Consider the following 19067-nt stretch of genomic DNA (forward strand, 5'->3'; position numbering starts at 1 on the left):
CGTCACGCCGCAGCCGAACTCTCGCCGCTCAATGCCCGGGCGCGAACCATGAGACGGCTCACAATGGCCTGATAGAATGCCCGATCCTCGGCGCTTGCCTCACTCCAGAGGCTGGCATCCCGCACCGAGGCCTCGCGATGGAGCGCCTTGTACACCACGGCGCCGGCCTCGGTCGGTTGCAGGACGATATCGCGGCGACGAGTGGGCCTGAATCGCTCGATCAGCCCGCTCTCTTCCAGCGCCGAGACCGTCCGGCCGATCTGGCTCTTGTCCCGCCCCATCGCCTTGATCAGCTGCGCCATCGGCAACGGCGCATACAGGCCGATGAGCGCGAGAACCTGGCCCTGAAAGTTCGACAGGCCGTGCATCCGCTGGCAGGAGAGCATGGCGCTGCGCTTGAGATAAGCGACCAGTCCGACCAGCTTGGGCGCGATCAGATCCGGCGGCGGCTCGATCTTCTTGCCCTCCGGCCCCACAGGCCATGAGGGCGTGCCGGCCCCGCCCGGTGCCGCACCAATGATCCCGGCCTCGACACTCAGGCAGCGCTCCTGATTGTAGATGCGGGCGGCCTTCTGCGCCAACTGGTCGGTGAGCAGGCCAAAGCGTTCGAGCTCGTCGCGCCCCAGACCGCTTACCAGCTGGCCGTCACGGGCGCGGACGATGGCGCGAATCTTTTCGAACAGCACCCGCCCCTCCGGGGAGAGGGTGAGCTTGGCGCGCAGCTTCTCGCGCACGATCAGCCCGTCCCGCTCCAAGGGCTTGATCGCACGACTGACCTGCGCCTTTTCGTAGCCGGCAAAACCGACGATGTCCTGAGAGGTCATGCCGCCGGAGAGCCCGAGCAGCAGCAGCAAATGGCGATGGATCTCCTTATAGCCCACCTCCGCCTCGAACAGCGGCAGGCCGCCTTCGCGGATCGCGCGCATGAGCAGCATGAGGCGCATCCCCAGAAGCCCGGCATCAAGCTGGGCGGGACCGATATCCGCCTCTTGCGTCACGATATTTTTGCTCCTCGCCCCTGGCATGCTGTCATCTGCATGATAAAGCCCATCGAACCCGATCAGGCAACCGGCGCGACGATATCGTGTGAGTCTTGCGACAGAGCTGTGATCGCGACGCGACAGGTCATCGACCGCTCAGGAGACACCATGCTCAGGATTTTCCGCTATATCGCCCTGGTGGAAGGCATCACGACCCTCGCGCTGTTCCTCATCGCGATGCCGCTCAAATATGGCTTCGACAATCCCGCGCTGATCCGTCCGGTCGGGATGACCCATGGCATCGCGTTCCTGCTCTACATCGGCGCGATGCTGTTCGTGCTGCCGGGCAAGGGCTTTGGTGTCATGGGCTGGCTGCGGACGACGCTGGCGGCGTTCTTCCCGTTCGGCACGTTCCTCAACGATCCCTATCTCAAGCGGCAAGAGGCCGCCCTCACCCAAGGACGCGCACGCTCCGTCTAAGCCTGCGCGCCGAAGAGGCCGCGAAGATCAGGCCTTGAGGCGCTCGGCGTGCCAGCGGATATGCTCGGCCATGAAGGTCGAGATGAAATAATAGCTGTGGTCATAGCCCGGCTGCATGCGGATTGTCGCGGGCTGACCGGCCTTGGCACAGGCCGCTTCCAGCAGATGCGTGCGCAACTCCTGCTCGAGGAAATTGTCCGCACCGCCCTGATCGACCAGCAGGTCGGGCAGTCGCGCACCACCTTCGATCAGCGCGACAGCATCATGCTGCGCCCAGGCCGATGCATCGTCACCCAAATAGCCGCCGAGCGCCTTCTGCCCCCACGGCACCTGGCTCGGCGCAACGATGGGCGCGAAGGCGGAGACGGACCGGAAGCGCTCGGGATTGCGCAAAGCGATGGTCAGCGCGCCATGGCCGCCCATGCTGTGTCCGGTGATACCCTGCCGCGCCATATCGACCGGGAAATTCGCGGCGATCAGCGCCGGCAATTCCTGCTCGATATAGCTTTTCATGCGATAATGGGTCGCGAAGGGTGCCTGGGTCGCATCGACATAGAAGCCCGCGCCCAGGCCGAAATCATATTTGCCTTCCGCATCGTCGGGCACATCCTCGCCGCGCGGACTGGTATCGGGCGCCACGAAGACGACTTTCTCCGCCGCGCAGGCCGCGCGATACTCGCCCTTCTCCATGACATTCGCATGGGTGCAGGTGAGGCCGGAGAGGTAGAAGAGCACGGGCAAGGTTTCGCCCGGCTCATGCTCGGGGACGAAGACGGCGAATGTCATTGCCGTCCCCGTCTCCGAAGATGTGTGCCGGTAGACGCCCTGGACGCCGCCATAGGCCTTGTTCGTCGAGAGCGTCTCCAGCGTCATCGATCAGGCGCCTTCAGGCAGCTGGCAGAAGACGCAGATCTTGTTGCCGGTCGGATCGCGCAGATAGGCGCCATAGGCATTGCCCGGCGCCTGCGGGCGCTTGCCCGGCTCGCCTTCGCTGGTGCCGCCATTGGCCAAACCGGCAGCGTGGAACGCGTCGACCTGATCCTTGTCGGCAGCGGCAAAGCCGATGGTGCCGCCATTGGCATGGGTGGCCGGCTCGCCATTGATCGGCGAGATGATGCCGAAGGTGCCGCCATTGTGCGAGTAGAAAGCGCGATCGCCAATGTTGTGGCCAGCGCCAGCGCCCAGCGCGCCGAGCACGGCGTCATAGAATTTCGCGCTCTGCGCGAGGTCCTTCGCGCCAACCATGATATGCGTAAACATTGTAACTCTCCTCTTGGTTACTCAAAATCCTGCGCGCGCCGGAGCATCACTGGGGTTCGTCCCAGGCCGCGCAAAGCTTGTTGCCATCCGGATCGCGCAGATATGCGACCCAGATACCCCGCCCGGTGGCGGGAGAAATCCGGTTCTCCGGCTCTCCCTCGCACGCCTGGCCGCCATGCGCCAGGCCGGCGGCATGCCAGGCCTTCACCGCCTCCGGTGAGGGCGCCAGAAAGCCGACGGTCCCGCCATTGGCATGGGAGGCCGGTTGGCCATCAATGGGGTGGCCAACGATGAACAGACCCCCGCCATCCCGATAGAGCAGCCGCCCCTTCGCATCGGCCTGCGCCGGCGCGATGCCCATCGCCGCGAACGTCGCATCATAGAAGACGCGCGCCCGCTCGATGTCGTTGGTGCCGAGAACCAGATGCCTGAACATGGATGCCGCTCCTCAGCGCAACCGCCGCCCTGTGGACCTAGAACACCACCACGGAGCGGATGCTCTTGCCGGCACGCATCAGGTCGAAGGCGGTGTTGATCTCTTCAAGGCCCATGACGTGGGTGATCATGGGATCGATCTCGATCTTGCCGGTCATATACATGTCGACGATCTTGGGGACGTCCGTGCGGCCCTTGGCCCCACCGAACGCGGTGCCGCGCCAGTTGCGGCCGGTGACGAGCTGGAACGGCCGCGTGGCGATCTCCTTGCCCGCTTCCGCTACGCCGATGATGATGCTGGTGCCCCAGCCGCGATGGCAGGCTTCCAGCGCCGTGCGCATCACTTCGGTGTTACCGGTCGCGTCGAAGGTATAGTCCGCGCCGCCGTCGGTCATCGCCACGATCTTGGCCACCACATCCTCGCGGCTCATGCCCTTGGAATTGAGGAAGTCGGTCATGCCGAACTTGCGGCCCCATTCCTCGCGATCGGGGTTGATGTCGACGCCGATGATCTTGTTGGCGCCAGCCAGGCGCGCGCCCTGGATGACGTTGAGGCCGATGCCGCCGAGGCCAAAGATCACGACATTGTCGCCGACCTGAACCTTGGCGGTGTTGATAACCGCGCCCACGCCCGTCGTCACGCCGCAGCCGATGTAGCAGCTCGTCTTGAACGGCGCGTCCTCGCGGATTTTGGCGACCGCGATCTCGGGCAGAACGGTGAAGTTCGAGAAGGTCGAGCAGCCCATATAATGGTAGATCGGCTGGCCCTTGTAGGAAAAGCGCGTCGTGCCGTCCGGCATAAGGCCCTTGCCCTGCGTCGCGCGGATCGCGGTGCACAGGTTGGTCTTGCCCGAGAGGCAGGACTTACACTGGCGGCATTCCGGCGTGTAGAGCGGGATGACATGGTCGCCCGGCACCACGGAGGTCACGCCCGCGCCGACCTCGCGCACAATGCCCGCGCCTTCATGGCCGAGCACGCTGGGGAAGATGCCTTCGCTGTCGAGGCCGTCGAGCGTGTACGCATCGGTATGGCAGATGCCCGTCGCCATGATCTCGACCAGAACCTCGCCCGCCTTGGGCCCTTCCAGATCCAGCTCGACGATCTCCAGCGGCTTCTTTGCCTCAAATGCTACCGCAGCCCGCGTTTTCATGCCCCATCTCTCCAGCAAGGAACGGCGCTCGCGCGCCAGTTGCCGCTTGTTGGAACCTGAGACTGATTCTTGCAACCCCGCCCAAGCCGGTCGAACGCTTATTTCGCGCGGCACAGGGCCAGCAGGCCGGCCTCCCCGGCGCCGAGGCTGAGCAGCGCGCAGAGCAGGATCGCGAGGGCAGCGAGCGTCCGCACGCCGGGCTTGCGGGCCAGCCCGGCCAGCATCGTGGCGCCGCCCTGCACCGCCAGCAGCGCCGGCAGTGTGCCGATTCCAAAGCCGGCCATGACCAGCAGTCCGCCGGTGAGCGACCCGGCAAAGGCTGCATATAGCAACGCACCGTAGACCATTCCGCACGGCATCATGCCCCAGCCAAAGCCGGCGGCGATCATGCGCAGGCGCGGCGGCAGCATCGATCGCGCCGCGCCTGCGACGGAAGCCAGCACATGCACCTGCCCCCGGATCGCGTGCCCGACCACAGCGGGGCTCGGCATGAGACCCAGCATCGAGAAGCCGACCCAGGCGAGACTCATCGCCGCCGCCCAGCGCAGGAGCAGATGGCCGAGTGTCGCATCCAGCCCGCCCAGCGCCAGTGCACCAAGCGCGCCCGCCGCGCCGCCCATCACCATATAGGCACCGATGCGACCGGCATGGAGCCGCGCTGCGAAGACCGCAGGATGATCGTCCTCCGCCCGCGCCTGACCAAGCAGCAGCGCTATGCCGCCGCACATGCCTACGCAATGCAGGCTGGAGGCAAAGCCCAGCAGAAATCCGCCGCCGAAGGTCCACGGGTCGGCCATCGCTCAGATCGCGCTACTGAACCGCTGCTGGGATAGGGCGCGATGCCGGTCGAACAGCACCGCGACGGCGCGCCCATAAGGCCGGCCCTGTTCGGCAATGCGCAGGCTGTTGCCCTCCAGCGTAGCGAGGCCCCGATCCAGGAAGGGCACGAGTCCGGCACGCAGGTCCGTCCGGTGCAGATCGGTGCCGACATCAGCAGCCCGGCCGCAGAGCAGATCCTCGATGATCGCGCCGCGCCGCTGATCATCCGCGTCGCGCAGGATGCCGCGCTCGCCGGTCAGGCGGCCGGCGCCGGCGCGCATCCGGTAGCGGCCGCTATTCTTGTCATTCTGCACGATGAGATGCGGAAACTGACCGATGGCCGTCGCGCCGATGCCGATCAGCACATCGGCCCGATCCTCGGTGAAGCCCTGAAAATTGCGGCGCAGCGTGCCCTGCAGCTGCGCCTTGGCGAGATCGTCATGGGGCAGCGCGAAATGATCGAAGCCCACCGGCACATAGCCAGCCGCAACGAGCTGATCATGCCCCAGCGCCGCCATGGCGAAACGCTCGGCCTGATCAGGCAGATGGGTGGCATCGATCCGCTTCTGGCGGGGCAGCATATGCGGCACATGCGCATAGCCGAACAGGGCGATCCGGTCTGGACGCATGGCGATGGCCTCGTCCAGCGTCTGCTCGAGCAACGCGCGATCCTGCCCCGGCAGGCCGTACATCAGATCGAAATTGATGGATCGCACGCCGTTGCTGCGCAGGCGATCAACCGCGCTGACGATGAGATCGCGCGGCTGGACCCGCCCGATTGCGGCCTGGATGGCGGGATCGAAGGTCTGCACGCCAAGGCTGGCGCGTTTGGTGCCGGAGACGCCCAGCGTCATGGCCCAGCGCTGGTCGAACCCGCGCGGATCGATCTCGACCGAGAGCACCGGCGCGCCGCAGTTGAAGGCCAGCATCATCTCATCGACCAGCCGGGCAAACTCCAGCGGCGGGATGGCATTGGGGCTGCCGCCCCCAAAGGCGATGCGCTCGACGCGGGCGCGTCCGCCGAGGCGCTGGGCGACAGTGCGAATTTCGGCATGAAGCGCATCGAGATAGCTGGTCAGCCGCTGCGCCTTGTTGGAGCGCCCGGTGTTGCACCCGCAATACCAGCAGATCTCCTCGCAAAAGGGGATGTGCACATAAAGCGAGACGGGTTGCCCCGGCTGCACCGCATCCAGCGCATGGCCGAGATAGGCCTCCCCCAACCGGTCCGTGAATTCGGCCGCCGTCGGATAGCTGGTGTAGCGCGGCACCGGCCGGGCGAGCAGATCGGGATAATAGGACCACATGGAAATGGCTCTACTTTGTCGAGCCTTGGCTGCCCTTGACCTCGATCAAGCCAAGTCTTGCGCTGGGTCAATGAGCGGCGCCCACCCCGATCCTAATGAGCGATGCAGGTTCAGGGAAAGAAAGGAAAGAACCCATGAATGCTCGTTTACTCAGCTGTGTCGCCGGTCTTGCGATGCTCGCTGCCCCCGGGGTCGCGCAGGCGCAGCAAGGCAAGGTGCAGGTCAAGCTGATGGCAACCGGCGTGCTGCCGAATGGCAAGATCGATACGGTCAAATCCGCCACGGTGACGCTGCCTGCGGGCGCGGACACCGCCGCCAGCGACAATTGGGTGCCGACCGCCGCAATCGAATATTTCCTGAGCGATGCCGTCTCGGTAGAGACGATCTGCTGCATGACCGCGCATCATGTGGATGGCGCGGGCGCGATCAAGGGCGTCAACCGGCTGCTCGATGACATCAAGATCGTGCCGGCGACGGTGACGCTGAAATATCACCTCAATGCCGGCCCCATCAAACCCTATATCGGCGCCGGGCCGAGCTACTTCTGGGCGGTGGACTCCAAGGTGGGCGCGGGCGGCACTGCCGCGCTGGGCGCCGCGAGCGCCAAGCTCAAGAGCAAGGTGGGCTTCGCGCTGCAGGCCGGCGTCGACATTCCGGTGAATGATACCGGCCTTGGCATCTCCTTCGACGCCAAGCGCTACTTCGTCCGGCCGACTGCCGAATTCTACAATGCCTCCGGCGCCACCGTGCTGGCAACGCGGCACGAACTCGATCCCTGGGTCGTCAGCGGCGGCGTCAGCTACCGCTTCTAAGCCCAGTTCCCGGCACGCGCCGGCAAGGCGGGTCTGCTCCTCCCTCTCCCGGAGCAGGCCCGTTTTTTTTGGTGTTCGAATCGCGACCGTTCGTGCTGAGTAGGGTCTGAGGTGCGCCGCAAGCGCGCATCGAAGAGCCGTATCGAAGCATCGCAGCGCACGGGCTTGTCCTTCGATACGCCGCTTCGACAAGCTCAGCAGCTACTCAGGACGAACGGCGTTCACTGTCCGTAATGCCACAGGGTCGCTAAGACGCCGGCTTATCCTGATCCTCGATCAGAATGCGCATGGCAGCGCCGTCCGGGTCGTCGAACTGGCCGTTCCGCAGCGACCACATGAACGCGACGAGGCCGGTCAGGCCGAGCAGCAGGGCGACGGGGATGAGGAAGATCAATCCGTTCATTTGACAGCCCAGCGCAGACGGAGGGAATTGGCCACCACGATGAGCGAACTGCTCGACATCGCGACGGCAGCAATCAGCGGCGTGACATAGCCGGCAATCGCCAGCGGCACAGCCAGCGCATTATAGCCGATCGCCAGACCGATATTCTGCCGGACAATGCGCATGGTGGCGCGCGAGGCCCGCACCGACTTGGGGATGCCGGAGAGGCTGTCGCCCAGAAACACGATGTCCGCCGCCTGCTGGCCGACATCGCTCGCCGAGCCGGGCGCCATGGAGACATGGGCCGCGGCAAGTGCCGGGCCGTCGTTCAGTCCGTCGCCGACCATCAAAGGCTTGTGCCCGGCCTCGGCCAGCGCCTGCAGCCGCGCCAGCTTGTCGGCCGGGCGCATCCCGCCCTCGGCCGGCACGCTGAGCTGATCGGCTAGCGATTGGACCGCCTCCTCCCGATCGCCCGACATGATCGCCGGCGGCAGACCAAGGCCGCGCAGGTCCGCCAGCGCCCGCGCGGCATCCGGGCGCAGCGCGTCGGCGAAGCGAATGATGTGGCGGCGCCCGTGCGCCAGTTCCAGCGCGACCGCCATGGTCGGATCGTCACTTGCGCCAGCCTGATCGCTCAGATCCTGTGGCGTGGGCTTGCCCATCGCGACGGGGTGCCCCTGCCAGAGCGCGCGCACGCCCTCGCCGGGAATATCCTCGACGTCAGCAAGAACCGCCGGGCCGACATGCTCGCCGCCCAGCGCCTGCCGGAGCGCCACTGCGAGGGGATGGCGGCTGGTCATGGCCAGCGCGCGGGCAATGCTCCGCTCCTCCTCGTCCAGCGCCTCGACACCGAAGGCGCGCGGGCGACCGAGCGTGAGGGTGCCGGTCTTGTCGAACAGGGCCTGATCGGCCTGCGCGAGGCGTTCCAGCGCGCTGCCATCCTTCACCAGCAGCCCCGCCCGCATCATCGCGCCGCAGACCACCACCTGCGCCACCGGCACAGCGAGGCCCAGCGCGCAGGGGCAGGTGATGATCAGCACGGCGATGGCAACCAGTAGCGACTGGTGCCAGCCCGCCCCGGCGATCATCCAGCCGGCAAAGGTGATGGCAGCGAGCAGATGCACCACGGGCGCGTAAAGCCGCGAACATTTGTCGGCGAGGCGGACATAGCGGGACTTGGCCTGGCCGGCGCTTTCCATCAGCCTGGCAATCTCGGCAATCGCTCGCCCCTCACCCACGGCGGTCACGCGCAGCGTCACCGGGCCATCTAGATTGAGCGTGCCGGCGGTCGCCATGTCGCCCGCGCGCAGCGTGACAGGCGCGCTTTCGCCGGTGAGCAAGGAGAGATCGAACCGGCTGCTGCCCTGCTCGATTACGCCGTCCGCCGCGAGGCGCTCGCCAGCAGCGACCAGAACGCGGTCGCCCACGGCCAGCGCATCGGCCGCGACCCACTGGCTCGCGCCATCCTCGGCCAGTCGCATGGCACCGGGCGCGGTGCGGCGTACCAGCGCTTCGGCTCCGCTGGCGGCGCGCGCGCGCATCATCTCGTCCAGCACCCGCCCCGCGAGCAGGAAGGTGAGCAGCATCAACGCGCCATCGAACCAGGCATGGCGACCGCCGATGATCGTCTCGTAGAGGCTCATCGAGGTCGCCAGAATGACGCCGATGGAGATCGGCACATCCATATTGGTCGTGCCCGCCCGCAGCGCCTTGAAGGCCGACCGGAAGAAGGGCTGGCCGGAATAGGCCACGGCGGGAATGGCGATCAGCGCGGAAATCCAGTGGAACAATTCGCGCGCGCTGCCATCTGCCCCGGACCAGACCGAGACCGAGAGCAGCATGACGTTCATCGCCGCAAAGGCTGCCACGGCAAGGGCGCGGATCAACTTACGCAGCGCCTGGCTGCGCTCATGCGCCGCCGCGCTGTGGAGCGGTTGCGCCTCGAACCCGATCGCGTCGAAGGCGCGCAGCAGGTCAGGCTCGGCCAGATCGGCGGCATGCGAGACGATCACCGTCTTGGCCGAGAAGTTCACGCGGGCGGCGTGGACTCCTGGCTGCAATGGCAACAGCCGCTCGATCTTGGAAATGCAGCCGGCGCAATGCATGTCCGGCACGGCGAGGCGGGTTTCCACCGCATCCGCCGACCAATCGGGCCTTGGCGCCACATAGGTCATGACAGATCGACCACCCGGTTGATCTCCCGCCCGTGGGCGCGGGCCCGCACATGGACGATCCAGCGGCCTTGCGGCAAAGGCTGCAGGCTCTCATACACGCCATCGCCGAGCGCCCGGAACTGCAGCGCGATATCCGGCTTGCGGCCAAGCGGGTGACGGGCGGTGGCGGTCAGCGCCACATCGTTCATGGGCGCATTCGCACTGCGCAGCGTCGCGCTCAGCCGTGTCTCCGCAGTCCGATTCAGCGTGAGCGCCCAGCCCAGCGCGTTTTCGGCGCGAGCCTGCGCCAGCCATTTGTTGAACTCCTGGCTGGCGACATAACTGTTCTGCACCACCAGCCCGCCGAAGGTGGAGCTGGCGAGGAAGGCCATGGTGAAATTGACGGCCATGACCACGCCGAAAAAGCTGACGAGAATGACGGTGATATGCCGTCCGGTGAACTTGCGGGTCATTGGCCTACCTCCGGGCGAACAAAGCTCTCATCATCCTGCGCTGCCTCTTTCTGCTCGTCGAGCGTGCGCAACGTGAAGGCGAAATCCTGGCGGGCAATGCCCTGCGGCGGCGCGACGACGTGCACCCGCTCCTTGAGCACCTGATCAGGCGGCACGTCGATTTGCAGGGTCCGGCTCGCCTGATCGCGGGTCTGGCCCTCACGCCACATCAGCGCGCCGTCCAGCCCATCGAGGCCGATGGCCATAGGGCGCGCGCGGCTCTGCATGTTGCGTATCTTGATCAGATAGCTGTTGCGGATCGACCCGTCGGACAGGCGGACATAGACCGGATTGCGCTCCGCATTGGCCGCGATGTCGATGCGCGAACGCACGCCCAGCGCGAACAGCATGGCGAGGCCAATGCTCGCCCAGATCGCGAAATAGGCAATTGTGCGCGGACGGAAGAGGCGCTTGCGCACGGGCGCCGGCGCCTCGCCCTTCATTTCGGCCTCGCAGTCGATCTCCGTGGCATAGTCGATCAAGCCGCGCGGGCGGCCGATCTGCGCCATCACCTTGTCACAGGCATCGACGCACAAGGCGCAGGTGATGCACCCGATCTGCGGACCCTCGCGAATGTCGATCCCGGTCGGGCAGACCTGCACGCATTGCAGACAGTCGATGCAGTCCCCGGTCGGCAGCCCTTCATCCTGCGCCTTCTTCAGCCCCTTGGTGCGGGGCTCGCCGCGCCAGTGCTTGTAGGTGACGATGAGCGATTTCTCATCTGTCATCGCGGTCTGGATGCGCGGCCAGGGGCACATGTAGATGCACACCTGCTCGCGCATGAAGCCGCCGAAGATGAAGGTCGTCATGGTCAGCACGAAGGTGGTGCCATAGGCGACGAACGGCGCCTGCCCGGTCCAGAACTGGTGTTGCAGCGTCGGCGCATCGGCAAAGTAGAAGATCCACGCGCCGCCGGTTAGGAACGAGATGACCAGCCAGACCGCCCATTTGCGCAGCCGCTTCCAGACCTTCGTCGGGGTCCAGGGCGCTTTCTCCAGCCTGATCTGCGCGTTGCGATCGCCATCGAGGAAGCGCTCGACATGCTGGAACAGATCGGTCCAGACGGTCTGCGGGCAGGCGTAGCCGCACCAGGCGCGGCCGACGGCCGAGGTCACCAGAAACAGGCCGACGCCCGCCATGATGAGCAGGCCGGCGACATAATAGAATTCGTGCGGCCAGATCTCGATGCCGAACATGAAGAAGCGGCGATTGGCGAGATCGACCAGCACCGCCTGATTGGGCGCGTGCGGCCCGCGGTCCCAGCGGATCCAGGGCGTGGCCCAATAGATCGTCAGGGTGACGGCCATCACCAGCCACTTGAAGCGGCGGAACGGCCCATCGACCTGCTTGGGGAAGACCGACTTGCGCTTGGCGTAGAGGCTTTCCGCTGGCGCGGTAACATCATTCACGGGGGACATGGCAGCGTCCGTTGTTGGCGTCTTCGGCATCAGATTGCCTCCGATCGATCTTCGCTTAGGCGCAGTCGGCTCAAACGACATTGAGCAGGATCAACGAAATGAACGGCAGCCGGCCCCTCCCCCAACGCGCGGAGGAAGGGCCGGCTGCGCCTTATGGTGTTGCGGCGTTGGCCTGCGCCTCCGGTACCCCGGCAGCCTCAGCGGCAATCTGCGCTGCGACCGGCGTCGCCTCGCCACCGCCAAGGCTGTGGACGTAGACGGCCAGCATGCGGATCGTCGCCTTGTCGAGCGCATGGCCCCAGGCGGGCATCACACCCCGACGGCTGTTCGTCACGGTCTGGGTCAGCGTCTCTCGATCGCCGCCATAGAGCCAGATCGGGTCGGTCAGGTTCGGCGCACCGAATTCACGCAGTCCCTTGCCCGCGGGGCCGTGGCACACCGCGCAATTCTGCTGGAACAGCACGTCGCCGCGCCGTGAGGAAGCGCTGGCCTTCTCCTGCCCGCTGATCACGCGGACATGGCTCACCACATCCTGAACCTGCGTGCCGGTGAGAATGCCGTCCTTGCCGAAGGCGGGCATCAGGCTCATGCGAGTCTGCGGCTCATCCGGGTTCCGCACGCCATGAGTGATCGTATATTCGATCGACTGCAGGTCGCCGCCCCACAGCCAATCATCATCCACCAGATTCGGATAGCCCTTGGCGCCGGCAGCGCCCGAGCCATGGCACTGCACGCAATGCACCTTGAACGCGGCTGCACCACCCTGCATCGCCGCTTCCATGAGCTTTGGCTGGGCGACCAGCTTCTCGATCGGCGTGGCAGCGATGGCCGAGAAGATCGGCGTCCGGCGCGCGGTCTCGGCATCCATCACCTGCTGGAGCTGCCCGCGGCTGGACCAGCCGAACAGCCCCTTGCTGGCTTCATGCGCGAAGGGGATAGCGGGATAAACCACCACATAGCCGATCGCGAACACGATCGTTGCGTAAAAAGTCCAGACCCACCAGCGCGGCATGGGGGTATCGAGTTCCTCGATCCCGTCCCATTCATGGCCGACGGTCTGGGTGCCGGTCGGCGCGTCGATGCGTTTCTTCTCAGCCATGGTTGTTCTTCCTGTCATGGGCTGCAGCCTCGCCATCTTCGGCGAAGATCAGGTGCGCGGCGTCTTGGTTGCTCCGGCGCGAGCCGGGACGGAACGCCCATGCGCACAGGCCGAAATAGAGCACCACCATTGCCGAAAGCCCGTAGCTGTCCGCGAAATGGCGCAGATCATTATAGCTCATCGCTCCACCTCCTGCGGAGCAGCGCTATCCAGATCGACAAGCGTGCCAAGCATCTGGAGATAGGCGACGAGCGCATCCATCTCGGTCAGCTTGGCCGGGTTGCCGTCGAAATCGCGGGCCTGCGCCTTGGGGTAGCGCTTGAGCAGATCGGCGGTGTCAGCCTCGGGATCGGCCTGCGCCAGCAGATCGGCATTCGCCTTCTCGATGTCCTCATCGCTATAGGGCACGCCCACCCGGCGCTGCGCCGTGAGATGGGCCGTCATGTCGCCTGCCTTCAGCTCACGCTTGGTGAGGAAGGCATAGGTCGGCATGATCGATTCCGGCACGACGCTACGGGGATCGATGAGGTGCTGGACGTGCCACTCATCCGAGTAGCGCTTGCCGACGCGCGCCAGGTCCGGCCCAGTCCGCTTGGAGCCCCACTGAAATGGGTGGTCATACATGCTCTCGGCGGCGAGGCTGTAATGGCCGTAGCGCTCCACCTCGTCGCGGAACGGGCGGATCATCTGCGAGTGGCAGTTGTAGCAGCCCTCCCGCATGTAGATGTTCCGGCCCGCCAGCTCCAGCGGCGTGTAGGGACGCATTCCCTCCACTTTCTCGATCGTGTTGTCGATCCAGAAGAGCGGTGCGATCTCCACGATTCCGCCCACGGTAACCGCGGCGAAGGCAGCGACGGCAAGGAGCGTGACGTTGCGCTCCAGCTTCTTGTGCTTCTGTGCAAAGCTCGACATGGTTTTCCGTCCTTATTCCGCGGGAACCGCAGCAGGTTTGTGGGTGATCGGCCGGTCCTTCGCGGCGTCATAGGCAGCGTCGCTCATCGGCGCTTCGACGCGCTGGTGGCCGAGGATGGTGCGCCACACATTGATGGTCATGCACACCGCGCCCGAGAGGTAGAGCAGTCCGCCAAAGGCGCGCAGCACGTACATGGGGAACATCGCGCGGACGGTGTCCGAGAAGGCGTAGACAAGGTAGCCGTCCGCGCCATATTCCCGCCACATCAGGCCCTGCATGATGCCGGCGACCCACATCGCCGAGGCGTAGAAGACGATGCCGACGGTCGCGAGCCAGAAGTGCCAGTTGACCATGCGCAGCGAGTAGAGCCGGTTGCGGCCCCACAGCCGCGGCGTAAGATAGTAGATCGCCGCGAAGGTGATCATGCCGTTCCAGCCGAGCGCGCCCGAGTGAACGTGGCCGATGGTCCAGTCCGTATAGTGCGAGAGGCTGTTCACGCTCTTGATCGAGAGCATCGGCCCTTCGAAGGTGCTCATGCCGTAGAAGGCGAGCGCCATCACCATCATGCGGATGATCGGATCGGTGCGGACCTTGTCCCAGGCGCCGTTCAGCGTCATCAGGCCGTTGATCATGCCGCCCCAACTCGGCATCCACAGCATGACCGAGAAGACCATGCCCAGCGTCTGCGCCCAGTCGGGCAGCGCGGTGTAGTGGAGGTGGTGTGGGCCGGCCCAGATGTAGAGGAAGATCAGCGACCAGAAGTGGATGATCGACAGGCGATAGCTGTAGATCGGCCGCTCGGCCTGCTTGGGCACGAAATAGTACATCATCGCCAGGAAGCCGGCGGTGAGGAAGAAGCCCACGGCGTTATGGCCGTACCACCACTGGGTCAGCGCATCCTGCACGCCCGCAAAGGCGCTGTAGCTCTTGGAACCAAGCAGGCTGACCGGCATCGACAGGTTGTTGACGATGTGGAGCATCGCGATGGTGAGGATGAAGCTCAGGTAAAACCAGTTCGCCACATAGATATGCGGCTCGCTGCGCTTGACGATCGTCCCGACGAAGACCGCGAGATAGGCGACCCAGACGATGGTGAGCCACAGGTCGACATACCATTCGGGCTCGGCATATTCCTTCGCCTCGGTGATGCCGAGGAGATAGCCGGTCGCGGCGAGCACGATGAAGAGCTGGTAGCCCCAGAAGACGAAGCGCGCGAGCGAGGGGAAGGCAAGCCGGGCGCGGCAGGTGCGCTGCACGACATAAAAGCTGGTCGCGATCAGGGCATTGCCACCGAAGGCGAAGATGACTGCCGAGGTGTGCAGCGGCCGCAAGCGCCCGAAGCTGGTATATTCCAGCCCCAGGTTCAGCGCTGGAAAGGCGAGCTGCAAGGCAATGTAGAGCCCGGCGAGAAAACCGGCCATGCCCCAGAACACGGTGGCGATAACGCCCCAGCGCACCGGATCGTCATCATAATGCCCCTGATCGGGCATGCGCAAAATGCCGCGCGCCATGCCGCCCCAATCGGCGGAGCGGAGCGTCCCCATCATGGCGAGCAGCGCCGCGAGCGACGCAATGACCATGTGGATGGCAAATCCGGAATCCACGGCGAGCGCGGAGGCGAGCATCGCGAGAATGGCGAGCAGGAGCCAGCCTCCCGCCTTCATTGTTAGACCGGTCATAGAAACCCCTTGAGCAGCACAGTCCTGGGACTGTGCTGTCGCTGTGGATCAGCGGGGGCTCGGCATCATTGACATGGGTCAACGGGAAGAGTGCGGTGAGCGGGTGGCCGGCGCGCCACGATGCGCGCCGATGAGGAGCGCGGTGCTCAGCCGTTGCCGGCTTCGGCCTCCATGGCGTCATGGTCGAGAATGACGACGGTCCGCCGATCCGGCAGATCGATGATCCCGGCCTGCCGCAGCCGGGTGAGTTGGCGACTCACAGTCTCGATGGTGAGGCCCAGCAGATCGGCCATCTGCTGGCGGGTGAGCGGCAGTTCGAAGCGCTCGACAAGATCGCTGCCGCTACAGCTCGCGTCGGCAAGCCGTTGCGCCATTTCGAGCAGGAAGGTCGCGACACGCTCTCCGGCGCTCTTGCGCCCGAGCAGCAGCATCCAGTGACGCGCGCGATCCAGTTCGGTGAGGGTCCGTTGGAGCAGCTTGTGCTCCAGCTCCGGATGCGTGCGGGCAAAATCGTCGAACGACGAGCGCGTAAACAGGCACACCTGCGCATCGCACAGGGCGGTGACGCTGTGCTGAGTCGTGCTGCCAAACGGACGCCCGATGAAATCGGACGGATAGACAACGCCGACGATCTGCTCGCGGCCATCCGCTGTCGAGGTGGACAGCTTGAGTACGCCGTCGATCACATTGGCGACCAGCAAGCTGTCATCGCCTTCCCACATCAGCGTCTGCCCGCGATGCACGGGCACGCGACGACCGATCTTGTTGAGTACCTCCAGCTCGGAGGTATCCAAAGATGAACAGATCGCGCGGTTCCGCACGACACATTGTTGGCAGCTAGTCACCGCGACTCTTTACAGCAGTCGTCGAGACTTTCCAACGGCCTAAGCAGGCCGTGCATACCAAAGGCATATTGGAAGCCCCGGCCCTCGCCGTTTATGGAGGACACCGCGTCAGTAGCCGACGGTGAACCGCATGTTCTTGTGCTTGGGCGTCTCGATCTCATCGATCATCGCGACGGCGAAATCCTCATAGCTGATCGAGCTTTTACCGTCCGGCGCCGTCAGCAGCGTCTCGGTGCCGAGGCGGAAGGTGCCGGTGCGCTCGCCCGGCCCGAACATCATGGCCGGCGACAGGAACGTCCAGTCAAAGCCCGGTCCTGCCTTCAGCTGGTTGAGGAAATCGCGCGCTGGCGCGGCCTCGACCTTGATGAAGTCCGGGAAACCCGGCGTATCGAGCAGCACCACGCCATCCTCGGTCTGCAGGCTCGCCGCGCCGCCGACCACCAGCAGCCAGCACCCGGCCTTGCGCGCCACAGCGAACACATTGTCCGCATCCAGCGACTTGAACGGCATGGAAAGAATGACCGCATCATGGCCGGCGATCTTGCTCGCCATGTCGTCGACATCATTGATGTCGGCCTTCACCCACGTCACGCCCCCGCGCGGGGCCTGGGTGTCTGCGCTACGCGAAATGCCCGTGACATTGTGCCCACGACTCACGGCCTCATCGACCAGACGCTGGCCTGCATTGCCAGTGGCACCCATGATTGCGATCTTCATGCCTGCATTCCTCTCTTATCGGGCAGATCGCGCGGCTCGCCCGCGACACCCAAATTGACTTTGCCTGTTCTAAGAGCCTGTTCTTAGGGTCAAGCCGGACAAAGGCAAGAGACCAGCGCCGGGTTTCCCGACGTCAGCGATCAACGGCCAGCTTTTCCGCCATGTTCGGGTCATCCGCAGCGATCTCGACAGCATGCGAGGTGCGGAACGGCTGGTTGGAATGCGGCGCAGTCAGCAGCGTCCATTGTGCCAGATCGCAACCGAGCAGCAGCGGCCGCTCCGGCAGGCCGGCGGCGGCGAGCTGGCTCTTGGTCAGCGCTTCCAGCTCCTGCGGACGGATGGAGAGATAGAAGATCTTCTGCCCCTCCGCCGCCAGTTTCTGCACTGTCTCGATCGCTACCGGATTGGGCTTCACTTCCTGGAAGCCGGGCTTGAAAAACAGCGACCCCTGCTCGAACAGGAAGCCATCGACGCTGATGAAGAACACCCGGTGGCCCTGCAGATATTCGCGCCACTCGTGGACCGTCCCCCAGTCCTGATACTGCTTGATCCGCTGGATGCGAAAGACCGAACCCTGCATCGCAAGATAGCCGATGATCTCGGAGAGATAGAGCTCACCGGCTGACAGGCGCGGCTGGCCCATCAGCTCGTCATAGGCGGTCAAAAACTCGCGCGGGCTGGAGAAATAATAGCCGCCGACGCTGAACAGATCGGAGATGACCTGCTTTTCGCGGAAATTGACGATCACATCTTCCTGATCGACCTGAACATAGCTCTTGTTCTGCGGATTGACCTGGCTGAAGCTGCTCAGCGACGCGACGCACACATAATTGTACGTCTGATAGAGGTGCGGCACCTCGAAATAATTGTCGCTGTCCTTCACCATGAAGGGCTCGTCGATGCCGCTCTTGAGCAGCGTCTGGGCAACCGTCTCGGACTGGCTGCGCGTCGGCTCGTCGAGAATGACGCAGTTAACCTTCTGTCCGAAGGCGGCGCGCAGACCTTCCTGGGCCTGGAAGCGCTCTTCATGCTCGCGCAGGATCGTGAAGATGAAATCATCCACATTGGCGCCGAGCCCCTGCACCGCCTTGAAGACCATGGGCAGGCCATCATTGTCAGGCAGCATCCACTTAGGCGCCATGTTGGGGAAGCGGGAGGAGCGGCCGGCGCAGGGTACGATGATCTTCATGGGTCTTCTCTCTCGCGTCAAAGATTGTCCAGGGCAGCACGGCCGCATTCGGCCACCCGCCGGGCAACGAAGGCCCGGTCCTCGTCGGTCTTCGCATAAGGCAGGATGCGCGCGAAGGTGAGGCCGAGCAGGATGTAATGGCGTGCGGGATACGCCGGGTCCAGCGCTGTCGCGGCAGCATGGAAGCGCTGCCGCAGCCACCATGTCACGCCCCGGGCCAGAGGCCGGCCACGATGGGCGTGCCAAAGCCCCTCGCACTCCTGAAACAGCTTGGACCAGTCGATCCAGACATGGTCGAAGGGCGATGTGATCGTGTCGATCAGCCACAAGGCGCCGCGCCGGTCGACGAGGATGTTCTCGAAGGTCAGATCGCCATGCGCGGCCGTGGGCTTTTCGTCCGCCACCAGCACATCCATGCGCTGCGCCGCCTCCACCAGAGAGGCGAGCGCTTGCTCGTGCATCGCGCCAGTCTTGTCGGCGATCTGCTGCAGCTTGTCCACCAGCAGGCTCTTGCGCGGGGCGAGTGGCGGCTGGCTTACCGGCACCGAAACCGCCAGGCGGCTCATCAGCCGCTCCACGCGGTCGGCGAAATCGGCGACATTATCAAAGGTGCCATTGGAGAGGAAATTGACCGCATCGCGCGACGGGATGAACGCCATGTCGAAATAGAACAGTCCGTCCTGCTCGCCCATGTCGAGCACCTCGGGCATCCCGGCACAGCCTTCCACCAGCCCAGCCAGCGCCTGCTGCCGCACCGCCTGATCGCGCAACGACCCGTTGGCATCGACAAGATTGGCCGCCTTGCGCACGAAGGGCTGCCCCCCATCACGGACCAACGCGACGGTCGCGCCGGAAAAGCCGGAGAGCGGAATGACCTCGCGAAACATCCGCAAGGCCGGGTGGCTGTCGAGGGTCAACT

General features: G+C 64.9%; 21 protein-coding genes. 2 read left to right on the plus strand and 19 right to left on the minus strand.

All coding sequences use genetic code 11. From position 1 onward, the window contains the following. Positions 1 to 2: 2 nt before the first annotated feature. A complete protein-coding gene (locus M2343_RS06480; protein ID WP_264576029.1) occupies positions 3 to 998 on the minus strand; it encodes a MarR family winged helix-turn-helix transcriptional regulator in 996 nt (331 codons plus the stop codon). A gap of 150 nt (positions 999 to 1148) precedes the next feature. Between M2343_RS06480 and M2343_RS06485 the strand changes: the two genes are divergently transcribed. Then, on the plus strand, positions 1149 to 1460 hold the full coding sequence (locus tag M2343_RS06485) for a DUF3817 domain-containing protein (protein ID WP_264572568.1): 312 nt from the start codon (positions 1149 to 1151) through the stop codon (positions 1458 to 1460). Between the two features lie 27 nt (positions 1461 to 1487). On the opposite strand, the gene fghA is transcribed toward M2343_RS06485, so the two are convergent. The 6 genes from fghA to hemN all read right to left on the minus strand — a co-directional run bounded on the left by fghA (position 1488) and on the right by hemN (position 6429). Continuing rightward, positions 1488 to 2333 carry an S-formylglutathione hydrolase gene (gene fghA / locus M2343_RS06490; protein WP_264576030.1) on the minus strand — a complete coding sequence of 282 codons (846 nt, stop codon included), beginning with the start codon at positions 2331 to 2333 and terminating at the stop codon, positions 1488 to 1490. A gap of 3 nt (positions 2334 to 2336) precedes the next feature. Further along, positions 2337 to 2720 (minus strand): VOC family protein, encoded by a 384-nt coding sequence (locus tag M2343_RS06495; RefSeq protein ID WP_264576031.1) that lies wholly within the window; start codon positions 2718 to 2720, stop codon positions 2337 to 2339. A 46-nt stretch (positions 2721 to 2766) separates the two neighbouring features. Further along, positions 2767 to 3156, minus strand: a complete 390-nt coding sequence (locus M2343_RS06500) for a VOC family protein (protein WP_264576032.1) — start codon at positions 3154 to 3156, stop codon at positions 2767 to 2769. Positions 3157 to 3193: 37 nt separating this feature from the next. Further along, positions 3194 to 4306 (minus strand): S-(hydroxymethyl)glutathione dehydrogenase/class III alcohol dehydrogenase, encoded by a 1113-nt coding sequence (locus M2343_RS06505; RefSeq protein ID WP_264576033.1) that lies wholly within the window; start codon positions 4304 to 4306, stop codon positions 3194 to 3196. A gap of 98 nt (positions 4307 to 4404) precedes the next feature. Beyond that, the gene (locus M2343_RS06510; protein ID WP_264576034.1) at positions 4405 to 5103 is read right to left on the minus strand and encodes a sulfite exporter TauE/SafE family protein; all 699 of its coding nucleotides are present in this window, start codon (positions 5101 to 5103) and stop codon (positions 4405 to 4407) included. Between the two features lie 3 nt (positions 5104 to 5106). Beyond that, entirely contained in the window at positions 5107 to 6429 is a 1323-nt protein-coding gene (hemN, locus tag M2343_RS06515) for an oxygen-independent coproporphyrinogen III oxidase (RefSeq protein WP_264576035.1), read from the minus strand. Between the two features lie 134 nt (positions 6430 to 6563). On the opposite strand from hemN, the gene M2343_RS06520 reads away from it, so the two are divergent. Further along, positions 6564 to 7241 (plus strand): OmpW/AlkL family protein, encoded by a 678-nt coding sequence (locus tag M2343_RS06520; protein ID WP_264576036.1) that lies wholly within the window; start codon positions 6564 to 6566, stop codon positions 7239 to 7241. 247 nt (positions 7242 to 7488) lie between these two features. Here M2343_RS06520 and ccoS read toward each other — a convergent pair whose 3' ends face one another. The 12 genes from ccoS to M2343_RS06580 all read right to left on the minus strand — a co-directional run bounded on the left by ccoS (position 7489) and on the right by M2343_RS06580 (position 19065). Then, a complete protein-coding gene (gene ccoS, locus M2343_RS06525) occupies positions 7489 to 7644 on the minus strand; it encodes a cbb3-type cytochrome oxidase assembly protein CcoS (RefSeq protein WP_181559343.1) in 156 nt (51 codons plus the stop codon). Further along, positions 7641 to 9797, minus strand: coding sequence for a heavy metal translocating P-type ATPase (locus tag M2343_RS06530; protein WP_264576037.1), 2157 nt, complete (start codon positions 9795 to 9797; stop codon positions 7641 to 7643). Before M2343_RS06530 ends, ccoS begins: the two co-directional genes overlap by 4 nt. After that, on the minus strand, positions 9794 to 10249 hold the full coding sequence (locus tag M2343_RS06535) for a FixH family protein (protein ID WP_264570021.1): 456 nt from the start codon (positions 10247 to 10249) through the stop codon (positions 9794 to 9796). Before M2343_RS06535 ends, M2343_RS06530 begins: the two co-directional genes overlap by 4 nt. Further along, the gene (ccoG, locus tag M2343_RS06540; protein ID WP_264577512.1) at positions 10246 to 11706 is read right to left on the minus strand and encodes a cytochrome c oxidase accessory protein CcoG; all 1461 of its coding nucleotides are present in this window, start codon (positions 11704 to 11706) and stop codon (positions 10246 to 10248) included. The genes M2343_RS06535 and ccoG overlap by 4 nt, the downstream gene beginning before the upstream one ends. 151 nt (positions 11707 to 11857) lie before the next feature. Then, entirely contained in the window at positions 11858 to 12805 is a 948-nt protein-coding gene (ccoP, locus tag M2343_RS06545; protein ID WP_264576038.1) for a cytochrome-c oxidase, cbb3-type subunit III, read from the minus strand. After that, a complete protein-coding gene (locus M2343_RS06550) occupies positions 12798 to 12986 on the minus strand; it encodes a cbb3-type cytochrome oxidase subunit 3 (RefSeq protein ID WP_181559338.1) in 189 nt (62 codons plus the stop codon). The genes ccoP and M2343_RS06550 overlap by 8 nt, the downstream gene beginning before the upstream one ends. Continuing rightward, a complete protein-coding gene (gene ccoO, locus M2343_RS06555; protein ID WP_264576039.1) occupies positions 12983 to 13717 on the minus strand; it encodes a cytochrome-c oxidase, cbb3-type subunit II in 735 nt (244 codons plus the stop codon). The genes M2343_RS06550 and ccoO overlap by 4 nt, the downstream gene beginning before the upstream one ends. Before the next feature lie 12 nt (positions 13718 to 13729). Beyond that, positions 13730 to 15397, minus strand: coding sequence for a cytochrome-c oxidase, cbb3-type subunit I (ccoN, locus tag M2343_RS06560; protein ID WP_264572558.1), 1668 nt, complete (start codon positions 15395 to 15397; stop codon positions 13730 to 13732). Between the two features lie 146 nt (positions 15398 to 15543). Continuing rightward, complete coding sequence (locus M2343_RS06565) at positions 15544 to 16242, minus strand: Crp/Fnr family transcriptional regulator (RefSeq protein WP_181559335.1); 699 nt, start codon at positions 16240 to 16242, stop codon at positions 15544 to 15546. 108 nt (positions 16243 to 16350) lie between these two features. Continuing rightward, complete coding sequence (locus M2343_RS06570; RefSeq protein ID WP_264576040.1) at positions 16351 to 16959, minus strand: NAD(P)-dependent oxidoreductase; 609 nt, start codon at positions 16957 to 16959, stop codon at positions 16351 to 16353. Between the two features lie 133 nt (positions 16960 to 17092). After that, positions 17093 to 18148 carry a hypothetical protein gene (locus M2343_RS06575; protein ID WP_264576041.1) on the minus strand — a complete coding sequence of 352 codons (1056 nt, stop codon included), beginning with the start codon at positions 18146 to 18148 and terminating at the stop codon, positions 17093 to 17095. A gap of 17 nt (positions 18149 to 18165) precedes the next feature. Next, a complete protein-coding gene (locus tag M2343_RS06580; protein ID WP_264576042.1) occupies positions 18166 to 19065 on the minus strand; it encodes a phosphotransferase in 900 nt (299 codons plus the stop codon). Positions 19066 to 19067 lie beyond the last annotated feature (2 nt).

Origin of the sequence: Sphingobium sp. B8D3B (genome assembly GCF_025961875.1) — a bacterium.
Lineage (GTDB): Bacteria > Pseudomonadota > Alphaproteobacteria > Sphingomonadales > Sphingomonadaceae > Sphingobium.

What these genes read in the sequence shown, in the direction of transcription:
- M2343_RS06485 (WP_264572568.1), top strand. Translation starts at nt 1,149, where the DNA reads ATGCTCAGGATTTTCCGCTATATCGCCCTGGTGGAAGGCATCACGACC.
- fghA (WP_264576030.1), bottom strand. Translation starts at nt 2,333, where the DNA reads ATGACGCTGGAGACGCTCTCGACGAACAAGGCCTATGGCGGCGTCCAG.
- M2343_RS06495 (WP_264576031.1), bottom strand. Translation starts at nt 2,720, where the DNA reads ATGTTTACGCATATCATGGTTGGCGCGAAGGACCTCGCGCAGAGCGCG.
- M2343_RS06500 (WP_264576032.1), bottom strand. Translation starts at nt 3,156, where the DNA reads ATGTTCAGGCATCTGGTTCTCGGCACCAACGACATCGAGCGGGCGCGC.
- M2343_RS06505 (WP_264576033.1), bottom strand. Translation starts at nt 4,306, where the DNA reads ATGAAAACGCGGGCTGCGGTAGCATTTGAGGCAAAGAAGCCGCTGGAG.
- M2343_RS06510 (WP_264576034.1), bottom strand. Translation starts at nt 5,103, where the DNA reads ATGGCCGACCCGTGGACCTTCGGCGGCGGATTTCTGCTGGGCTTTGCC.
- hemN (WP_264576035.1), bottom strand. Translation starts at nt 6,429, where the DNA reads ATGTGGTCCTATTATCCCGATCTGCTCGCCCGGCCGGTGCCGCGCTAC.
- M2343_RS06520 (WP_264576036.1), top strand. Translation starts at nt 6,564, where the DNA reads ATGAATGCTCGTTTACTCAGCTGTGTCGCCGGTCTTGCGATGCTCGCT.
- ccoS (WP_181559343.1), bottom strand. Translation starts at nt 7,644, where the DNA reads ATGAACGGATTGATCTTCCTCATCCCCGTCGCCCTGCTGCTCGGCCTG.
- M2343_RS06530 (WP_264576037.1), bottom strand. Translation starts at nt 9,797, where the DNA reads ATGACCTATGTGGCGCCAAGGCCCGATTGGTCGGCGGATGCGGTGGAA.
- M2343_RS06535 (WP_264570021.1), bottom strand. Translation starts at nt 10,249, where the DNA reads ATGACCCGCAAGTTCACCGGACGGCATATCACCGTCATTCTCGTCAGC.
- ccoG (WP_264577512.1), bottom strand. Translation starts at nt 11,706, where the DNA reads ATGTCCCCCGTGAATGATGTTACCGCGCCAGCGGAAAGCCTCTACGCC.
- ccoP (WP_264576038.1), bottom strand. Translation starts at nt 12,805, where the DNA reads ATGGCTGAGAAGAAACGCATCGACGCGCCGACCGGCACCCAGACCGTC.
- M2343_RS06550 (WP_181559338.1), bottom strand. Translation starts at nt 12,986, where the DNA reads ATGAGCTATAATGATCTGCGCCATTTCGCGGACAGCTACGGGCTTTCG.
- ccoO (WP_264576039.1), bottom strand. Translation starts at nt 13,717, where the DNA reads ATGTCGAGCTTTGCACAGAAGCACAAGAAGCTGGAGCGCAACGTCACG.
- ccoN (WP_264572558.1), bottom strand. Translation starts at nt 15,397, where the DNA reads ATGACCGGTCTAACAATGAAGGCGGGAGGCTGGCTCCTGCTCGCCATT.
- M2343_RS06570 (WP_264576040.1), bottom strand. Translation starts at nt 16,959, where the DNA reads ATGAAGATCGCAATCATGGGTGCCACTGGCAATGCAGGCCAGCGTCTG.
- M2343_RS06575 (WP_264576041.1), bottom strand. Translation starts at nt 18,148, where the DNA reads ATGAAGATCATCGTACCCTGCGCCGGCCGCTCCTCCCGCTTCCCCAAC.